Below are 17,681 nucleotides of genomic sequence, written 5' to 3' on the forward strand. Positions count from 1 at the left end.
CAGCCACAGCCGGAACCCCATGAGCCGCTATCGCCCGCCGCGCACCGCCGGAACCCCGTTGATCACCCCCGAAGGCGAGGCGCGCCTGCGCGCCGAACTGCACGAACTGTGGAACGTGCGCCGCCCCCAGGTGACCCAGGCGGTGAGCGAGGCGGCCGCGCTCGGCGACCGCTCGGAGAACGCCGAGTACATCTACGGCAAGAAGATGCTGCGCGAGATCGACAGCCGCGTGCGCTTCCTGCGCAAGCGCCTGGAGAACCTCAAGGTGGTGCGCGACCGCCCGGGCGACCCGAACAAGGTCTACTTCGGCGCCTGGGTGACGCTGGAGGACGAGGACGGCGAACAGGCCCGCTACCGCATCGTCGGCCCGGACGAACTGGACCTGCGCAGCAACCAGATCAGCATCGACTCGCCCCTGGCCCGCGCCCTGGTGGGCAAGGAACTGGACGCCGAGGTAGTGGTGCGGACGCCGGCGGGCGAGAAGCTCTGGTTCGTGGTCGAGATCGACTATCCCTGAGCGAAGCCCCGCGGTGTAATCGCTGACAAGGCCCCCTCCTACGGTCCCAGGAAGCACGGCTTTTCGTAGGATGGCGTTGAGCGAAGCGATACCCATCAGCGCAACCGCATGGGTTTCGCAAGCTCAACCCATCCTACGAAGAGCACCTCGGCGCAAGACAGTTGCTCCTACGGGGGGAGGAATACCGTGCAACCTGTAGCGGGCCCTGCCCGCGAATCGCGCGCAGGGCGCGCTCCTACAGGGAAATGACATCGGCGCACGGGCTTTCCCCTCACCCCAGCCCTCTCCCGGAGGGAGAGGGAGCTAGTCCGTGCCGAGAGAGGGCCTGGTTTCAGCCGGCAATCCCTGTACTAGCCGGCTAACGCCGAAACACCAATACACTCCGAACGGTCCCCTCCCGGAGGGAGAGGGAGCTAGGCCGTGCCGAGAGGAGGCCTGGTTCACCGGCGATCCCTGTGCCGGCTAACGCCGAAACACCAACGCACTCCGAACGGTCCCCTCTCCCTCCGGGAGAGGGTTAGGGTGAGGGGGCCACAGGCCTGCCCGCAATTTCGCGCGCAGGGCGCGCTCCTACAAGGGAATGGCGCGGGCGGGGCAGCGTAGGAGCGGATCTCATCCGCGAATCGCGCCAGTGGTTCCGGCTATCGCGGACAAGGTCCGCTCCTACGGGGGAATGCCGTGCAACCTGTAGGAGCGGGCTTTCCCCTCACCCCAGCCCTCTCCCGGAGGGAGAGGGGGCTAGGCCGTGCCGAGAGACGGCCGGGTTTCAGCCGGCAATCCCTGTACTAGCCGGCTAACGCCGAAACACCAACGCACTCCGAACGGTCCCCTCTCCCTCCGGGAGAGGGTTAGGGTGAGGGGGCCGCAGGCCTGCCCGCGATTTCGCGCGCAGGGCGCGCTCCTACATGGGAATGGCGCGGGCGGGGCAGCGTAGGAGCGGATCTCATCCACGAATCGCGCCGGTGGATCCGGCTATCGCCCCCTCAGAACACCGGCGGCCGGCGGGTGATCAGCCCCTGGCGGGCGACGCGGGTCAGCTCGTGGACCAGCGGCTGCAGTTCCTCGGCGCGCGGCGACTGGATCACCGCGAAGTCGAAATGGTCGCGGGGGAAGCGGGCGATTTCCGCGAGGTCGGCGGCGAACTGGATGAGGAAGGTGCGCGAGCCCTGCCAGCGCTTCGGCCAGCCTTCAAGGTAGCGAACCAGGGTGGGCTGGTGGTGGCCGCACAGCAGGATGCGTGGGTTGCGCCGCAAAAGGCCGGTGGTGATGGGGGCCAGGCGCACCTGGGGATTGGGACAGGTCATGGTGTCATGTCTCCGCCTCTGGGGTCCTGCTGGACGCGGCGAGAGGCGCACCGAACCAGCGCTTTAGCGGTATTTCGATGCCCCTGAGGCATCAGCGCCCCGCAAGTTGCTACTTAAATCGGCGCTGTGCGGCATCCTAGAGAAGCCCCGGCGATACTGTCAAGGCGACTTCCGGCCGACGAGAGAGCCCCGATGAGCACCCCACCCCTGCGCCTGTTCTTCGCCCTGCCCTGCCCGGAGGAAATCCGCGCGCCCCTGGCCGCCTGGCGCGACGGCCTGGCCATCGACGGCCAGCCGGTGGCGGCGGCCAACCTGCACCTCACCCTGGCCTTCCTCGGCGCGGTGCCGCGCGCCCGCAAGGCCGAGCTGCTGGCCCTGGGCGCGAGCCTGCCGCGCGCACCCTTCGAACTGCTGCTGGATCGCCTGGAACGCTGGCGCAACGGCATCCTGCACCTGGCGCCGACGGCCATCCCGCCAGCGCTGCCCGGCCTGGTCCAGGCCCTGCAAGATGCCCTGCAGCTCAGCGGCTTCGAGATCGAGCGGCGGCCCTTCCGCCCGCACCTGACCCTGGCCCGTCACTGCCGCCAGACACCCGACGCCATGGCGCAGTTCGCCTGGCCGGCCCGCGAGCTGGTGCTGTACAGCTCGGAGAACGGCCCCCACGGCGTGCATTACCGGGCCATCGGCCGCTGGCCCCTGGACGGCGAACGGGCGCTCAGCGATTGAGCGCCGCCCACGCCTCGGCGTAATCGAGGAAGCGGCGTAGCCCCTGGGTCGGGTACTTGTCCACGTGCAGTGCGCGGAAGAAGGTGCGCCGCAGCGGCCCCAGGGGATTGTCCAGGGCGACCAGCTCGCCGCTGGCCAGCTCGTCGGCCACCACCCGCCGCGACAGGCAGCTGATGCCGGCCCCGCTGGCCACCAGGTGCTTGATCGCCTCGGCGTTGCTCACCTCCAGCGGCGCCGCCAGGCTGCCCAGGCGCGGCAGCACCTGCTGCTCGAAGGTCACCCGGGTGCCGGAGCCGGCCTCGCGGAGGATCCAGCGTGTCGCCGCCAACTGTTCGAAGGTCACCTGCGCCGCCCGTGCCAGCGGATGCTCGGGCGCCGCGACCAGCAGCAACTCGTCCTCGACCCAGGGCAACAATTGCACCTGCGGATGCTGGATGGGCGACTCGATGTAGGCCACGTCCAGGCGGAACTCGCAGAGCGCGGCCAGGATCTCGCGGCTGTTGGCCACCTGCAGTTGCAGGCGGCTGTCCGGCAGTTCGGCGAGGAACCCGGCCATCACCCGCGGCAGCAGGTAGCCGCCGATGCTGCGGCTGGCGCCCAGGGCCAGTTGCACCGGCGCGTGCTGGAACAGCGTCTCCAGCTCGGCGCCCTGGGCCAGCAGGGCGCAGGCCCGGGGATACAGGGCGCGGCCGTTGTCGTTGAGCGCCAGGCGCTTGCCGCTGCGGTCGAACAGGCGCGTCTGCAGGGTGCGCTCCAGCTCCTGCAACGCCTGGCTGGCCGCCGATTGCGAAAGCGCGATGGCGGCGGCCGCCTGGGTCACATTGCCGTGCTCGGCGATGGCGGTGAAGGTGGCCAACTGGCGCAGGGTGATTCGCGGGGCCATATCGATAAAACCGTTTGATCCAATAAGAACAATCCGTTTTTACACTAAGCAGGCAGCGCACACCATGGCAGCACCTTACACAAGGAGCCCGTCATGCTTACCCGCCTGCGCCGCACGCCCTACCTGGTCCCCGGCGCCCTGCTCTGCCTGCTGATCGCCGGCGCCGCCAACCTGCTGGTGCGCATCCCCGCCATCAGTCACCTCGGCCTGGGCAGCCTGACCCTGGCCATCCTCCTCGGCCTGCTGCTGGGCAACCTCGGCCTGGCCCGCTTCGGCGGCCTGCGCCCCGGCGTCGAGCTGTCGCGCCAGCAGCTGCTGCGCCTGGGCGTGGTGCTCTACGGCCTGCGCCTGACCTTCCAGGACATCGCCGCCCTCGGCCCGGCGGCGCTGGTGATCGACGTGCTGATGGTCGCCAGCACCCTGCTGGTCGCCGGCTGGGTCGGCGTGCGCTGGCTCAAGCTGCCGCGCGAAAGCGCCCTGCTGATCGGCGCCGGCAGCGCCATCTGCGGCGCCGCCGCGGTCATGGCGAGCAGCCCGGTGCTGCGCGCCCGCGCCGAGCACACCGCCGTGGCGGTGGCCACCGTGGTGCTGTTCGGCACCCTGGCCATGCTCCTGCACCCACTGCTGTTCGCCCACCTGCCGCACCTGTTCGGCAGCGCCAAGGCCTTCGGCATCTTCAGCGGCTCGACCATCCACGAGGTGGCCCAGGTGGTCGCCGCCGGCCGCGCCATGGACCCGGCCGCCGCCGACGCCGCGCTGATCAGCAAGATGCTCCGCGTCCTGCTGCTGGCCCCGGCCCTGCTCTGCCTGGGGCGCTTCGCCGCCGGCGAGGAAGCAGCCGGCGAAGGCAAGCGCCGCCTGCACATCCCCGGCTTCGCCGTGGCCTTCCTGCTGGTCACCGGCCTGCGTTCGCTGGGCCTGGTGCCGCACGCCTGGCTGGCGCCGCTGCAACAGCTGGACGACGTGCTGCTGGGCATGGCCATGGCCGCCCTGGGCCTGGCCACCCGCCTCGGCGACCTGCGCCGCGAAGGCCCCAAACCGCTGCTGCTGGGCGCCGGGCTGTTCGTCTTCCTGCTGCTGGGCGGCGGCCTGATCAATAGCGGCGTGCAACACCTGCTGGGCTGAAGCGCAGGCAACGAAAAAGGCGGATGCCGCTGGGCATCCGCCTTTTTCATGGGCTCGCAATCGCTCAGCTGGAGAGCTTGCGGTCCAGGGAGAAGGGACCGGCGCCGCTGATGAGCAGGGCCACGCTGATCATGATCAGGGTGAAGGCGTATTCGAAGCCGTTGCTGGTGATGAAGAAGCCGTTGGCGATGTGCACGCTGAACACGGCCACCAGCATGGCGACGATCAGCGGGATGCTGGCCAGGCGCACCAGCAGGCCGAGCACCAGGAACAGCCCACCGAAGAACTCCGCGCTGCCCGCCAGGGTGGCCATCAGGTAACCGGGGGTCACGCCGAGGGATTCCAGCCACTGGGCCATGCCCGACAGGCCCGGGCCGCCGAACAGGCCGAAGAGCTTCTGCGAGCCGTGGGCCATGAAGGTCAGGCCGGTGGTGATGCGCAGCACGGCCAGGCCGACGCCGGCGTTGGTGGAGAGGATGGATTTGACGAGAGCGTTCATGGTGCGTCCTTGTGCAGAGGGAGTGGGTGAGGCAACCGTCGTTGCTTGAGCAGCAATATAGATCATTGATTCGATATAAAAAGCGCAAAAACACGCTAAAACATATCGAAACTACAGATCACTTCTGGACGGAAGCTACCCGCTGCCGGGACTCCAACCCATCGCGCTCCCGCTGATAGGCAAGATAGTACTTGTTGACGCTGCTGACGTAGTTCACCACGCCCATGCCCACTTCCTGGGCCGCCACGCGTTCCACCTGGAAGAACCAGCGGTCCGGGTTCAGGCCCTGGCGGCGGGCCTCGGCGCGCAGGCCCTGGACGCGCTCGGCGCCGACGTTGTAGGCGGCGAGGATGAAGCCCAGGCGCTCGTGCTCGTCCATGCGCGGGCTGTTGAAGTAGTCGCGGCGCAGCATGGCCAGGTACTTGCTGGCGGCCTGCACGTTGTTCTCCTTGCCTTCCACCGAGCTGAGGCCGACGCTGCGCGCCGCCGCCGGGGTGACCTGCATCAGCCCGGTGGCGCCGGACGCGCCGCGGGCGCCGGGGGTGAGGTTGGATTCCTTGTAGGCCACCGCGGCCAGGGCCAGCCAGTCGAGGCGGTACTGCTCGGCGAAGCGCTGCAGGGTCGGGCGCACCGCTTCGAGCTTCTTGCGGTCGCCCTTCTCCAGCGGGTTGCGCACCTGGTAGGCGTGGCGGTACAGGCGCTGGAAGTTGCCGTCCTGCTCCGCCGGGGCGTGGTAGTCCTTGAGGAAGCGGTCGACGCTGGCGTGCAGCATGGAGGCGTCGCGGCGCACGTACCAGGTCATGTTCTGGCGGTTGTCGAGCACCAGGTGGCGGTCGATGCGGATCTTCTTGAACACCTTGGCCCAGCGCTCGGCGATCGGCTGTTCCACCACGGTGCAGGGGTAGATGCCGGCCTGGACCATCTCCAGCACGTCTTCCACCGCCAGGGACGGGTCCACCCAGTCGATGCCGATGGGCGCCAGGCGGCGTTGCGCGAGGTGCTCGTTGACCTGCCCGATAGCCTCGCCGGCGGCGCTGCCGGGGGCCAGGGCGATGCGCTTGCCGGCCAGCTGCTCCAGGCGCGCGTAGCGCTTGTTGCCCTGGCGCGAGACCAGCACCAGCGGCACATCCTGGCGCCACGGCAGGCTGGCGGCGACATCCTGGCCATCGCGGGCCACCAGCACCTCGCCGGGGGCGACCAGGTCGCCTTCGCCACGCAGCAGCGCGGCCAGCAGTTGATCCTTGGCCTTGGGAATGAACTTCAGGGTGAGCGGCTTGCGCCCGGGGGCGTTGTCGTTGAGGTATTGCTCGAAGGCGCGCAGGCGGTTGTACTCGACGCCGATGGGCTCGCCCTTGATCTCGCCGGAGCTGTTGCGGCTCTGGTTGACCAGCACGCGCAGCACGCCGCTGCTGCGGATGCTGGCCAGGTCTCGGGTGTCGGCGCTCTCGCGCTGCCAGTTGTCCGGCTGGCTGGTCAGGCGCGCGGCCGCCGGCTGCGGCAGCCATGCCAGCAAGCAGAGAGTGAGCAGCAGCAGTCGCGTCATCCAGGTCTCCAAGGATTGGTGATTCGCCGGCGGTCCTGAGAAACCGGCGTCCCTTACAAGTTCCCGGCCCCGAAAAAAGGGGCGCGAGCGTCTCACAAGCGGAGATCGATGCCAATCCAAAATTCCCGAAGCACTTTCACAAGTGCATTCAACAGGCTGTTTTTTAAGGCTTTCTTAAGAAAACAGAAGATTCTGCTATGCTGCCCGCCCGAAGGGAAGAAACATGCAACTGATCGACATTGGCGTCAACCTCACTCATCCGACTTTCGCCAACCGGTTGCCGGCGGTCATCGAGCAGGCCATCGGCGCCGGCGTGGTGCAGATGGTGCTGACCGGCACCAGCCTCGACGAGAGCGAAGCCGCCCTGCGCCTGTGCCGCGAACACGACGAAAGCGGCCAACGGCTGTTCTGCACTGCCGGCGTCCACCCGCACGATGCTTCGCAGTGGAACAGCGCCAGCGCCGCCACCCTGCGGGGCCTGCTGGCGGAAGACAGGGTACGCGCGGTCGGCGAGTGCGGCCTTGACTTCAATCGGGATTTCTCGCCACGGCAGCAACAGGAAAAGGCTTTCGAGGAGCAGTTGGCCCTGGCCGTGGAACTGCAGCGCCCGGTGTTCATCCACGAGCGCGACGCCGGCGAGCGCCTGCTGGCCATCCTCAAGGGCTTCCGCGACCAGTTGCCGGCCGCCGTGGTGCATTGTTTCACCGGCGAGCGGCGCACGCTCTACAACTATCTCGATCTCGGCCTGCACATCGGCATCACCGGCTGGATCTGCGACGAGCGCCGCGGCACCCACCTGCAGGAGCTGGTGCGGGAAATCCCCCGCGGCCGCCTGATGCTGGAGAGCGACGCCCCCTACCTGCTGCCGCGCAGCCTGCGGCCAAAGCCGAAGCACGGGCAGAACGAGCCGGCCTTCCTCCCCGAGGTGTTGCGCGTCACCGCCCTGCATCGCGGCGAGACGGAAGACGGCCTGGCGGCCCATACCACGGCCTGCGCCCGGCGCTTCTTTGGCCTGTCGGAAATTGCCGAACAAGGCTGACGAATACCCCTCAAGAATGTCCGGAAAGCGACGCTAACCTGGGAGGCGAAGCTGTCTTGACCCTCATCAAGACAGACTTCTTCTCTTCAACGAGAATGAAGGCCAAAAGCCATCATTCCCACTACAAGAAGCATCCCCATGGGCGCCTGGATCCGCGATATCTCTCTGAAGTACAAGTTCTGGGCCGTGAACGCGGTCGCCTTCTTCACCACCTTGCTGCTCGTGCTGTTCGCCATGCACCAGGAGGTGGACGCACGCAACCAGGCCGCCCGCCAGGGCGCCGAGGTCCAGGCCCGGCTGCTGCAGAACTGGCCGGCCGGCACGGCGCTGCCCAGCGCCGACAACCTGCTGAGCTTCGCCAGCGGCAGCGCCCCGCAACTGCCGGGCGTGGACACCGGCGCGCTGGCTCGCGGCAACGGCTGGGTCGACCTGGGCGGCGCCTCCAGCCGCCTCGGCCCGCTGGCCGGCGCCTGGGTGCGGGATGCCGGCGACGGCCAGCGCATCGCGGTGCTGGCCCCCGGGGCCGATCTCTGGCAGGTGTTCGGCGAGCGCGCCCTGGCTTACGCCGGCGCGGTGCTGGTGCTGATGATGGCCCTGCTGGCCGCCTCGCAGTTGCTGATCCGCTTCATCCTCACCCACCTGCTGAAGCTGCGCGATGTGATGCAGCACGTGGAGCGCAGCGGCGACCTTTCCGCCCGCGTGCCGCTGGACAGCCGCGACGAGGTGGGCCAGATGGCCACTGCCTTCAACGCCATGCAGGCCGGCTACCAGCGCGTGGTCGGCACCGTGGCCCAGGCCGCCGGGCGCCTCGACGAAGGCGCGCGCACCCTCGCCCAGAGCATGGGCCAGGTGCGCCAGGGCATGCTCGGCCAGCAGAGCGAGACCGACCAGGCCGCCACCGCGATCAACGAGATGTCCACCACCGTGCACCACATCGCCCAGCACGCCGCCGACACCCGCGACCAGTCGCAGGAAGCCGACCGCCTGGCCGGCGCCGGCCAACAGGTGGTGGGCCGCGTCGGCGAGTCCATCGCCGGGCTGTCCCAGGGTGTGCAACAGACCGCGCAGATGATCCAGCAGTTGGCCGAGGACAGCCAGAAGATCAGCAGCGTGGTCAGCGTCATCCATGGCATCGCCGAGCAGACCAACCTGCTCGCCCTCAACGCCGCCATCGAGGCCGCCCGCGCCGGCGAGATGGGCCGCGGCTTCGCCGTGGTGGCCGACGAGGTGCGCAACCTGGCCAAGCGCGTGCAGGACTCCACCGACGAGATCACCCAGATGATCAACGCCCTGCAGTCCGGCACCCGCGACGCCGTGGAATTCATGCAGGAAAGCTCGATCAAGGCCGACGGCTGCGTCGAGCAGGCCCAGGAGGCCGGCGAGGCGCTGGCGGCCATCGCCGGGGCGGTGGCGCTGATGCGCGAGAGCAACACGCAGATCGCCGTGGCCGCCGAGCAGCAGAGCCAGGTGGCCGAGGAGATGACGCGCTCGGTGGTGGGCATCCGCGACGTCACCGAGCTGACCGTGCAGCAGACGGTGGATTCGGCCGGCACCAGCCACCAGTTGGCCGAGCTGGCCGGCGAGCTGAGCCGGGCGATCCGCCAGCTGCGCCTGTAATCGCCCCGCCCTGCCCCACGCGGCCCGGCATTGTCCGGGCCGCGCCGTTTCCGGCTATCGAAGCCATAGGCGATAGTCACTCGCCGCGCGCCCGCCAGAGACCTAGACTTTGTGCAAGCGTCCGTGAAAACGGGCAAGACCGGAAAAGGAGTCCGCCTATGGGCAAACGTCATCCCAACCTGTTCGCCTGGCAATGGCAAGGCTACGCCGCCAACCACCGCAACCCGACCAACCTGGCGTTGCACCTGGTGGCGGTGCCGCTGTTCGTGGTCGCCGCCCTGGTGCTGCTGGGCGGGCTGTTCAAGCTGAGCCTGGGCAGCATCCTGCTGGGCATCATCGGCATGGTCGCGGCGCTGGCCATCCAGGGCCGCGGACACAAGCTGGAGGAACAGGCCCCCGAGCCGTTCAGCGACCGCAAGGACGCCGTGGGCCGCCTGCTCGCCGAGCAGTTCGTCACCTTCCCGCGCTTCGTCCTCAGCGGCGCCTGGTGGCGCGCCTGGCGCAACCGCCGGCGCTGAGCCCTAGCCGAAGATGGTCGCGGTCTGCCGCGAGATCGCCAGCAACTGGCCGTCCGCCGTCCAGCACTGGGCGGCGATGTGCCCGTAGCCGTCGCGGGCATGTTCGATGGTCGCCAGGTACTGGCACCAGCCGTTGGCCGGCAGGGCCGGTTGCGGCTGAACGAATTCGATGGTCCAGGTCAGCGAGCTGGACGGCGCCGGCGTCTTGAGCATCGGCAGGGTCGCCGGCGGCCAGGCATCGATCAACGCCAGCAGGTGGCTGACCTCCATCGGCTCGTCGCCCACGCCGTCGCCGCGAAAGCGCATCCAGCCGCCCATTTCCCGTGAAGTGCTCGACGAAAAGGGCATGCCGCCCACGGCCCAGCGCATGGCGATGTGGCGGGTGAACTCGGGCATCAGCTTGCGGATGAAGGGCAGCTCCTGGCAGTCGTCCACCGCCTTGAAGGCCGGCGCCGGCAGGCCCTCGACCTGCACCACCGATTCGCGCGGCAGGCCGAAGCTGGCCTGGGCCAGGGTCAGCACCTGGCCGTTCTGCACGGCGCGGCAGAACACCTGGCTGACCGCTTTGCCCTCGCGCAGCACTTCGGCCTGGAAGCTCACCGGCACCTCCGGCTCGACGGGGCCGACAAAGGTAACGGCCAGCGAACGCAATGGCCGCCCGGCCTCGGCAACGGCGGCCATCGCCTCGTAGGCCATGGCCGCCACCAGGCCGCCGAAACTGGCGCGGCCCTGGCCCCACTGCGCGGGGATCACCACTTTTTCGGGCGCATTGCGCACCGCCTGGATGAGTTCGGGAAAGGTCATCGTCGCCTCCTGCTGACTGGGTCAGGGGGCATCTTAGGGGGAAAGGCGGCGGGGCTGGCAACCATCCTTAGGGCTGAACGCGGGTCCACTCAAGGGGCGAATGTTCGTTCATACATGGGAGTGAGGCATGACCCTGTGGCGGTTATCCGCCGAGATACCCAAGCCATGAACCGCGCCAAGGCTGAGCCCGGAGCGGCCGGATGCCATGGTCAAACGGCGTGGTTGATGAACCAATCGCGGACGGAGTCCGCGCCTACGGTTCCAGGAAGCACGGCTTTTCGTAGGATGGCGTTGAGCGAAGCGATACCCATCACCACGGCAGCATGGGTATCGCAAGCTCAACCCATCCTACGAAGAGCACCTCCGCGCAAGGTAGGACTCCGTCCGCGATCATCCGTCGCTGAAAACGGCGGATGGCGCTCAGCCCAGCGCCTTGAGCAACCGCTCCAGGCTCTCGTCCGCATCCCGCTCGGCCAGGTCGTGCAGGGCGTTCCAGTGCGGCTGCAGGGGCATCAGGTCGAGTTCGCGCTCGCTGCGGATCAGCCACTGCTCGTAGTCGTGCCAGGTGCCCAGGGTGGACTGGGCCTCCTTCAGCGGCGCCAGCACCTTCTGCGGCAGCGGCGAATCCTTCGGGTAGGCCTCCAGGGCGTAGCGCACGCGCTTGATCAGCAGGCGCAGGCGATGGCGGTCGTGGGCCGGGTCCTTCAGGGCTTCGCGCAGCTTGTGCCACTGCTTGGCCAGGCGCTTGCGCACCTGGGCGTGCAGGCCTTCGAGCACGCCGTGGCGTTCGGCGGTGCGCCAGAGCATCGGCCAGCCGTCGAGCAGGCGCATCAGCCGGTCCCACTGCGGGCTGGCGAGCAGCGCCAGGTAGCCGGAGGTCAGTGCCGGCCGGCGCAATGCGGCGGCCTTTTCCAGGCCTTCGGCTTCCAGCACCGGCAGCAGCACTTCGAGGTCGCGCAGCGGCCCGCTCAGGCGGCCCAGTTCGCTCAGCGCCGCCTCGATCTCGTCGATGCCGGGCATGCCCTGGGCCGGATGCAGCAGGCTGCGCAGGCGCCGCACGGCGATGCGCAGGTCGTGCAACGCCTCGCTGTCGGAGCGCGCGCGCAGGCGCTCGGAGGCCGCGAACAGGGCCACCTCCTGCTCGATCACATGGGAAACCAGATAGTCGCTGAAGGATGACACGGCGAACTCCGTCCGTCGGGGCCTGGAATCTATGAGGTTAGCTGGCGGCGCATCGGCGGCAAGCCGCCGCCCGTGGCCGATGGTCGCAAGGCGTTTCAGCGGCCACGCCGGGTCAGCCGCCAGGGCAGTTGCCGGCGCAGCCGCGCCAGTTGCCCGCGCAGTTCCTGCGGCGCGGAAGCGGCGCCGGCGTAGCGCTGGCGTTCGAACGCCGCCAGGTAGGCCTGGATGCTCGCGGCCTGGGCCGGCAGCGCAACCATCGCCCGCTCGGCGAAGGCGCGCGGCCCTTCGCCGGCGTGGCGCTGCAGGCCCTGGGCAGCCAGAAGCTGTTCGAAGCGCTCGAAGCTGCGCAACTGCGCATCCCGCGTCCGCAGCCAGGGCTTGAACAGCAGCAGCGCCAGCAGGCCCAGCGACAGCGCCCCGCCGCCCACCAGCAGCACGCCGGTCCAGAGGCTGTCGCGCTCGCCGAACCAGGCCCGCAGCAGGCCCGCCTGCTGCTCGCCCTGGTAGCCCAGCACCCAGCGCTGCCAGTCGTAGTTGAGGTTGTCCCAGCTCAGGCGCAGTTGGCTGAGCAGGCCGAAACCGCCATAGCGCAGGCGGGCGAAGGGCGAGTCGGCGAGGAAGCTGCCCTCCTCCGCCAGCGCCGCCTGCAGGCCGCGCTCGATGCGCGAGGGGGCGACCTGGAAGGTCGGGTCGACGCTGCGCCAGCCCGCGCCCGGCGACCAGTACTCGACCCAGGCGTGGGCGTCGAACTGATGCACCAGCAGGTAGTCGCCGGCCGGGTTCAGCTCGCCGCCCTGGTAGCCGGTGACCACCCGCGCCGGGATGCCCGCCGCGCGCAGGACGAAGGTCATGGCCCCGGCGTAGTGCTCGCAGAAGCCGCGGCGGGTGTCGAAGAGGAAGCCGTCGATGCGCTCCTCGCCGGTGGCCGGCGGACGCAGGGTGTAGGCGTAGGGCTGGTCGTGGAAGTGGCGCAGCACCGCCTGCACCAGCGCCTCGGGCTGCGGGTAGCGCTCGCGCAGCTCTGCGGCCCAGGCTCGCGCGCGCGGGTTGCCGCGGGCCGGCAACTGCAGGTCGCGGCGCAGCGCCGTGGCGCTGCTGTCCGGCTCGCGCAGGGCCCGGGGCCAGGAGCTGGCGCGGTACATCAGCACGTCCTGCACCGGACGCCGCCGCTCCAGGCGGAAGTCGCTCATCATGCGCGCATCGTCCGGGCCGCCCTCGGCGACGTCGAGGGTGAACAGCCAGGGCCGCGAGCTGGGCTGCATGATCACCTGGTAGCTCAGCGATGGCCCCTGCCTGCGCCAGTCCGGCGCCCGTTCGCTGCGCCCCTGCCAGGACTGCGTCCAGCGCTGGCCGTCGAAATTCTCCAGGGTCAGGGCGCGCCAGTAGAGCTGGTCCTGGGGCGGCGCGGCGTCGTCGAACTTGACGCGGAAGGCCAGTTCGGTGGACTGGCTCAGCTCGACGAAGTCGCCGGGCATCATCGAGTCGCTGAGCCCGGTGGTGGCCTGGCCGCCGGGCAGCGGCAGCGACCACAGCGGGCCCAGCCGCGGGAACAGCAGGAACAGCAGGAGCATCAGCGGCAGCGCCTGCAGCAGCAGGCCGCCGGCCAGGCGCAGGGTGCGCCAGGGGCCTTCGGCGAAGCTGCTCTGCTGCAGGCCGATCAGCGCCGCCAGCAGCGCGGTGACCGGCAGCAGGCTGAAGGCCGCGGCCAGCAGGCTGGCGTCGAACAGGTAGCTGGTGGCCACGGCGAAGAAGCCGAGCAGGATCAGCACCAGGGCGTCGCGGCGCGTCTTCAGCTCCACCAGCTTGATGACGAAAGCGGCGATCAGCAGCACCACGCCGGCGTCCAGGCCGATCAGCGAGCCACGCGACAGCCACACGCCGATGCCCGCGGCGATCACCAGGGCCAGTTTGGCCAGGCCGTTGGGGTAGCGCGCGCGCATGCGGTAGACCTGCACGCGCCAGGCCGCGCAGCCGAGCCAGAAGCCCACCACCCAGAACGGCAGGTGCTCCAGGTGCGGCAGTATCACCAGGGCCTGGGCCACCAGCAGCCAGGTCAGGGCGATACGCGGGATCGGCTGCTGGCTCACGGCCGTACTCCGAACAGCGCCAGTTCGCGCAGGCAGGCGCCGCGGTGGGCGTCGCCGCTGGCCAGCGGCAGCTGCACGCCGGGCAGGCGCAGGCCGAAGCTCTGGCCGCGCAGGGACAGCTGCAGCACCCAGTGGCAGAGGCAGGACAGGCGCGTCTCGACGTCGCCGCCGAGCAGCTCGAAGTCCAGCCAGAGGTCGCGCCCGCTGAGCGCGGCGAAGTCCTTCACCAACAGGCCCTGGCCGCGGGAGTAGGCCTTCCAGTGCAGACGCCGGCGCGAGTCGCCGCTCTGGTAGGGGCGCAGGCCCTGGAAGTCGTCGGCGCCGCTGCCGCTGGCGCGCAGGCCCTCGTCGTGCTCGTCGGCGCGGCCGCCTTCCAGGGGCAGGTCGGCGGGCAGCGGACGCGGGTAGACCAGGCCGGCCTGGTCCAGGTCGAGCCAGCTCCAGGCCACCAGCAGGCCCAGGGGGAAGCGGCTCTCCACCCGCAGGCGGCCCGGGCGCAGCCAGCCGCGGCGCTCGGCTGGCTGCGTCAGCAGCAGTTCCTCGGCGCCATTGGCGCGCACGTCGGCGTACTGCAGCGCCTGTTCCGACCAGCCGAGGCCGATGGCCCGGCGTTCGCGGCCTTCGCCTTCCAGGCGCACGCGGAAGCAGACCTGCTCGCCGACGAACACCGGCAGCGCGCCCAGCGCGGTCAGGCGCAGGCCGCCGAGGTTACGGTAGGTGTGCAGGATGGCGACGATGAACAGCGACAGCAGCAGGAAGGTCAGGCCGTAGGCCAGGCTGTTCTGGTAGTTGATGGCGGTGAGCAGCAGCAGGACCACGGCGACGCCGAAGGCCACGCCCTGCCCCGAGGGAATGATGAAGATGCGCCGCTGGTTCAGTTGCAGCGAGGGCGACGGCGGGATGCGCCGGGCGATCCAGCTCTGCCACAGCGGGCGGACCTTCACCAGCATGGCCTGGCCCCGCTCACAGCGCCGGGACTTCGCGCTGCAGCCACTGCACCAGGGCGCCGCCGCCGTGCCCGGAAGGGTCGGCCTGGTCGCGCAGGCGGTGCCCGGCCACCGACGGCAGCACCGCCTGGACGTCCTCGGGGATGGCGTAGTCGCGCCCGGCCAGCAGGGCCCAGGCGCGCGCCGCGGCCAGCAGCGCCAGGCTGCCGCGCGGCGACAGGCCGAGGGCGAAGGCCGGCTGGCTGCGGGTGGCCTCGGCCAGGCGCAGCACGTAGTCGACCAGGGCGTCGCTGACGTGGACCTTCGGCACCTCGGCCTGCAGCGCCGCCAGCTCGGCGGGGGTGAGGATCGGCTCCAGCCGCGGCAGCAGGTCGCGGCGCGCCTCGCCCAGCAGCAGGGCCTTCTCCGCCGCGCGCCCCGGGTAGCCCAGGGACAGGCGCATGAGGAAGCGGTCAAGCTGGGATTCGGGCAGGGCGAAGGTGCCGCCCTGGGTCACCGGGTTCTGCGTGGCGATCACGAAGAAGGGCTCGGGCAGCGGCCGGGTGGCGCCCTCGATGGTCACCTGGCCCTCTTCCATGGCCTCCAGCAGCGCGCTCTGCGCCTTGGGCGTGGCGCGGTTGATCTCGTCTGCCAGCACCAGCTCGGCGAAGATCGGCCCGGGGTGGAAGACGAACTGCCCGGTGTCCTTGTCGAACACCGAGGTGCCGAGCACGTCGCCGGGCAGCAGGTCGGAGGTGAACTGGATGCGCTGGAAACTCAGCCCCAGCACCCGCGCCAGGGCGTGGCTGAGGGTGGTCTTGCCCATCCCCGGCAGGTCTTCGATCAGCAGGTGCCCGCGGGCCAGCAGGCAGGTCATGGCCAGGCGCACCTGGACCTGCTTGCCCAGCAGGATCCGGTCCACCGCTTCCAGGCATTGCTCCAGCTTGCCGCGCATCCTCACCTCGTGCCGTGCAGACGAAAAGTCCGATCCTACTGGCCCGCCGCGGCAGCGAACAGGCCGCTTGGCCACAAACTGTGACGGGGCCGGCTCAACTGGCCAGCAGCCGCTGCACCAGCCAGCGCGCCGCCGGGCCCAGGCTGCGCTGCCGCGACCAGACCACGTCGACCGCCACGCTGCGCGGCCAGCCGGGCACCTGCAGCGGGTGCAGGCGGCCGTTGGCGAAGCGCTGGTTCATCCAGGTCGGCAGCTCCACCCAGCCGAAGCCGAGCACCGCCATGTCCAGCAGCAACAGGTAGGTCGGCGCCGACCAGCAGCGCCCGCCCAGGGGCGGCTCGGCGTCGTCGATGAAGGTGTTCAGGCGCAGGTTGCGGTGGCCCAGCAGGTCGCTGCGCTCGACCTTTTCCAGCTGCGCCAGCGGGTGCGCGCGGCTGACGAACAGGCCGAACTCGGCGCATTCGCCGAGGGTGGCCGAGCCGATGTCCGGCGGGTAGTTCGGCTGCGCGGCGAGCAGGCCGAGGGAAGCGCGGCCCTGGCCGACCAGGTCGATGACGTCGCCGTGCTCGGCGATCAGCCATTCGAACTCGATGTCCGGGAAGTGCTGGTCGATTTCCGCCAGGCGCTTCTCGAAGGGTTCGGACTGGTAGGTATCGGACATCGCCAGGGTCAGCCGCGGCTCCATTCCCGCCGAGAGCTGCCCGGCCAACTGGCCGAGGCGGTCGTTGGCCATCAGCACTTCCTCGACGCGGCCGAGCAGGGCCTTGCCGGCCTCGGTCAGTTTCGGCTGGCGCGCGCTGCGGTCGAACAGCTCCAGGCCCAGGTCGATCTCCAGGCGGGCGATGGCCTCGCTGACGGTGGACTGGCTCTTGCCCAGCTTGCGCGCGGCGGCGCTGAAGGAACCCAGGCAGGCGGCCTCGGCAAAGGCCTGGAGGGATTCGGGGGAATATTGCATGGGGGCCTCGTCCATCGGTTTTGCCGATGCTAGCCAACTTCGAAACAACCCTTCAACCGATGAGAATAGCCGCCAGCCGGCCCGGTAGGGCCCCTCTTTATCTGGAGAAAACCCATGAGCATGCAAAAGACGCTGAAGGAAAGGCTGTTCCACGCCCTGCTCTTCGAATTCATCGCCCTGGCCATCTGCGCCCCGACCCTGGCCTGGCTGATGGACCAGCCGCTGGGCCACATGGGCGCCCTGACGCTGATGTTCTCGCTGATCGCCACGCTGTGGAACATGGTCTACAACACCCTGTTCGACCGCGCCCAGCGGCGCCTGCAGTTCGCCCGCACCCTGCCGGTGCGCGTGCTGCACGCCTCGCTGTTCGAGCTGGGGTTGATCTTCATGCTGGTGCCGCTGGCGGCCTGGTGGCTGGGTATCGGTCTGGTGGAGGCGTTCGTGCTGGATATCGGGCTGATTCTGTTTTTCCTGCCGTACACCATTGGCTTCAACTGGGGGTATGACGCGCTGCGGGCGCGGTGGGTGGAGCGGCCGCGGGAGGTATTGGTGCGTTGAGGGGCGGCTTGCTCGCGAACGGTGTTTGCCGGGGACTTTCGGTGCTGAATTCGAGAGCACCCTCTCCCCAGCCCTCTCCCGCAAGCGGGAGAGGGGGCTGTCCTGAGCGATGCGTCGGTCAGGCGCCATCCTCCCACCCTCGTCATTCCCGCGAACAGCGCTTGCGCTGCCTTGGCTTGGGTGTTTCTGCGTCGCTCCGGGTTTGCCCGACCGTCTTGTTTCGCCCCCTCGGGCGAGTCCCTTTTGTCAATCGGTGGAAGGCCACCCCCGCAAAAAGGAACCAAATCGGCCTGCTGAAGGGGCGTTCCGGTGCGCTCGGAGGTTTCTCTGGAAGTCCGAATCGCGGACAGAGTCCGCTCCTACGGTTCCAGGAAGCACAGCTTTTCGTAGGATGGCGTTGAGCGAAGCGATACCCATCACCACGGCAGCATGGGTTTCGCTCA

At 69.4% G+C, this 17,681-nt stretch carries 17 protein-coding genes; 7 read left to right on the forward strand and 10 right to left on the reverse strand.

Annotated elements, in window-relative coordinates; all coding sequences use genetic code 11:
• Positions 1-19 precede the first annotated feature (19 nt).
• Positions 20-517, forward strand: a complete 498-nt coding sequence (gene greB, locus RN02_RS19605; protein WP_009623511.1) for a transcription elongation factor GreB — start codon at positions 20-22, stop codon at positions 515-517.
• A 983-nt stretch (positions 518-1,500) separates the two neighbouring features.
• Here greB and RN02_RS19610 read toward each other — a convergent pair.
• Positions 1,501-1,821 (reverse strand): hypothetical protein, encoded by a 321-nt coding sequence (locus tag RN02_RS19610; protein WP_009621564.1) that lies wholly within the window; start codon positions 1,819-1,821, stop codon positions 1,501-1,503.
• A gap of 192 nt (positions 1,822-2,013) precedes the next feature.
• On the opposite strand from RN02_RS19610, the gene thpR reads away from it, so the two are divergent.
• Entirely contained in the window at positions 2,014-2,547 is a 534-nt protein-coding gene (thpR, locus tag RN02_RS19615) for an RNA 2',3'-cyclic phosphodiesterase (protein WP_043316086.1), read from the forward strand.
• Here thpR and RN02_RS19620 read toward each other — a convergent pair.
• Positions 2,537-3,430, reverse strand: a complete 894-nt coding sequence (locus tag RN02_RS19620) for a LysR family transcriptional regulator (protein ID WP_043316088.1) — start codon at positions 3,428-3,430, stop codon at positions 2,537-2,539. The two genes, thpR and RN02_RS19620, sit on opposite strands and share 11 nt — an antisense overlap.
• A gap of 93 nt (positions 3,431-3,523) precedes the next feature.
• On the opposite strand from RN02_RS19620, the gene RN02_RS19625 reads away from it, so the two are divergent.
• Entirely contained in the window at positions 3,524-4,555 is a 1,032-nt protein-coding gene (locus RN02_RS19625; RefSeq protein WP_043316090.1) for a YeiH family protein, read from the forward strand.
• Positions 4,556-4,619: 64 nt separating this feature from the next.
• Here the strand turns inward: RN02_RS19625 and RN02_RS19630 are convergent, their stop codons facing one another.
• Positions 4,620-5,054, reverse strand: coding sequence for a DoxX family protein (locus RN02_RS19630; protein ID WP_043316092.1), 435 nt, complete (start codon positions 5,052-5,054; stop codon positions 4,620-4,622).
• A 118-nt stretch (positions 5,055-5,172) separates the two neighbouring features.
• Positions 5,173-6,597 (reverse strand): transglycosylase SLT domain-containing protein, encoded by a 1,425-nt coding sequence (locus RN02_RS19635; RefSeq protein WP_043316094.1) that lies wholly within the window; start codon positions 6,595-6,597, stop codon positions 5,173-5,175.
• A gap of 223 nt (positions 6,598-6,820) precedes the next feature.
• On the opposite strand from RN02_RS19635, the gene RN02_RS19640 reads away from it, so the two are divergent.
• From RN02_RS19640 to RN02_RS19650, 3 genes are all read left to right on the forward strand, one after another.
• The gene (locus RN02_RS19640; RefSeq protein ID WP_043316096.1) at positions 6,821-7,636 is read left to right on the forward strand and encodes a TatD family hydrolase; all 816 of its coding nucleotides are present in this window, start codon (positions 6,821-6,823) and stop codon (positions 7,634-7,636) included.
• A gap of 138 nt (positions 7,637-7,774) precedes the next feature.
• The gene (locus RN02_RS19645) at positions 7,775-9,253 is read left to right on the forward strand and encodes a methyl-accepting chemotaxis protein (protein WP_043316099.1); all 1,479 of its coding nucleotides are present in this window, start codon (positions 7,775-7,777) and stop codon (positions 9,251-9,253) included.
• A 158-nt stretch (positions 9,254-9,411) separates the two neighbouring features.
• Complete coding sequence (locus tag RN02_RS19650; RefSeq protein WP_043316101.1) at positions 9,412-9,771, forward strand: Mpo1-like protein; 360 nt, start codon at positions 9,412-9,414, stop codon at positions 9,769-9,771.
• Positions 9,772-9,774: 3 nt separating this feature from the next.
• On the opposite strand, the gene RN02_RS19655 is transcribed toward RN02_RS19650, so the two are convergent.
• From RN02_RS19655 to RN02_RS19680, 6 genes are all read right to left on the reverse strand, one after another.
• Positions 9,775-10,575: an acyl-CoA thioesterase gene (locus RN02_RS19655; protein WP_043316103.1), complete on the reverse strand. Its 801-nt coding sequence runs from the start codon at positions 10,573-10,575 to the stop codon at positions 9,775-9,777.
• 420 nt (positions 10,576-10,995) lie between these two features.
• Positions 10,996-11,757 (reverse strand): CHAD domain-containing protein, encoded by a 762-nt coding sequence (locus tag RN02_RS19660; protein ID WP_009621543.1) that lies wholly within the window; start codon positions 11,755-11,757, stop codon positions 10,996-10,998.
• A 95-nt stretch (positions 11,758-11,852) separates the two neighbouring features.
• A complete protein-coding gene (locus tag RN02_RS19665; RefSeq protein WP_043316105.1) occupies positions 11,853-13,844 on the reverse strand; it encodes a transglutaminase TgpA family protein in 1,992 nt (663 codons plus the stop codon).
• Positions 13,841-14,794 (reverse strand): DUF58 domain-containing protein, encoded by a 954-nt coding sequence (locus RN02_RS19670; RefSeq protein ID WP_043316107.1) that lies wholly within the window; start codon positions 14,792-14,794, stop codon positions 13,841-13,843. Before RN02_RS19670 ends, RN02_RS19665 begins: the two co-directional genes overlap by 4 nt.
• A gap of 13 nt (positions 14,795-14,807) precedes the next feature.
• The gene (locus RN02_RS19675) at positions 14,808-15,725 is read right to left on the reverse strand and encodes an AAA family ATPase (RefSeq protein ID WP_043267198.1); all 918 of its coding nucleotides are present in this window, start codon (positions 15,723-15,725) and stop codon (positions 14,808-14,810) included.
• Between the two features lie 94 nt (positions 15,726-15,819).
• The gene (locus RN02_RS19680; RefSeq protein ID WP_009621535.1) at positions 15,820-16,680 is read right to left on the reverse strand and encodes a LysR family transcriptional regulator; all 861 of its coding nucleotides are present in this window, start codon (positions 16,678-16,680) and stop codon (positions 15,820-15,822) included.
• A gap of 114 nt (positions 16,681-16,794) precedes the next feature.
• On the opposite strand from RN02_RS19680, the gene RN02_RS19685 reads away from it, so the two are divergent.
• On the forward strand, positions 16,795-17,238 hold the full coding sequence (locus RN02_RS19685) for a multidrug/biocide efflux PACE transporter (protein ID WP_043316109.1): 444 nt from the start codon (positions 16,795-16,797) through the stop codon (positions 17,236-17,238).
• Positions 17,239-17,681: the final 443 nt, after the last annotated feature.

The organism is Pseudomonas sp. PI1 (genome assembly GCF_000812405.1).
In the GTDB taxonomy this organism is placed as follows: Bacteria; Pseudomonadota; Gammaproteobacteria; order Pseudomonadales; family Pseudomonadaceae; genus Pseudomonas; species Pseudomonas citronellolis.

Bases quoted from the DNA above. Each gene is read 5' to 3' on its own strand.
- greB (WP_009623511.1), top strand. From the start codon at position 20: ATGAGCCGCTATCGCCCGCCGCGCACCGCCGGAACCCCGTTGATCACC.
- RN02_RS19610 (WP_009621564.1), bottom strand. From the start codon at position 1,821: ATGACCTGTCCCAATCCCCAGGTGCGCCTGGCCCCCATCACCACCGGC.
- thpR (WP_043316086.1), top strand. From the start codon at position 2,014: ATGAGCACCCCACCCCTGCGCCTGTTCTTCGCCCTGCCCTGCCCGGAG.
- RN02_RS19620 (WP_043316088.1), bottom strand. From the start codon at position 3,430: ATGGCCCCGCGAATCACCCTGCGCCAGTTGGCCACCTTCACCGCCATC.
- RN02_RS19625 (WP_043316090.1), top strand. From the start codon at position 3,524: ATGCTTACCCGCCTGCGCCGCACGCCCTACCTGGTCCCCGGCGCCCTG.
- RN02_RS19630 (WP_043316092.1), bottom strand. From the start codon at position 5,054: ATGAACGCTCTCGTCAAATCCATCCTCTCCACCAACGCCGGCGTCGGC.
- RN02_RS19635 (WP_043316094.1), bottom strand. From the start codon at position 6,597: ATGACGCGACTGCTGCTGCTCACTCTCTGCTTGCTGGCATGGCTGCCG.
- RN02_RS19640 (WP_043316096.1), top strand. From the start codon at position 6,821: ATGCAACTGATCGACATTGGCGTCAACCTCACTCATCCGACTTTCGCC.
- RN02_RS19645 (WP_043316099.1), top strand. From the start codon at position 7,775: ATGGGCGCCTGGATCCGCGATATCTCTCTGAAGTACAAGTTCTGGGCC.
- RN02_RS19650 (WP_043316101.1), top strand. From the start codon at position 9,412: ATGGGCAAACGTCATCCCAACCTGTTCGCCTGGCAATGGCAAGGCTAC.
- RN02_RS19655 (WP_043316103.1), bottom strand. From the start codon at position 10,575: ATGACCTTTCCCGAACTCATCCAGGCGGTGCGCAATGCGCCCGAAAAA.
- RN02_RS19670 (WP_043316107.1), bottom strand. From the start codon at position 14,794: ATGCTGGTGAAGGTCCGCCCGCTGTGGCAGAGCTGGATCGCCCGGCGC.
- RN02_RS19675 (WP_043267198.1), bottom strand. From the start codon at position 15,725: ATGCGCGGCAAGCTGGAGCAATGCCTGGAAGCGGTGGACCGGATCCTG.
- RN02_RS19680 (WP_009621535.1), bottom strand. From the start codon at position 16,680: ATGCAATATTCCCCCGAATCCCTCCAGGCCTTTGCCGAGGCCGCCTGC.
- RN02_RS19685 (WP_043316109.1), top strand. From the start codon at position 16,795: ATGAGCATGCAAAAGACGCTGAAGGAAAGGCTGTTCCACGCCCTGCTC.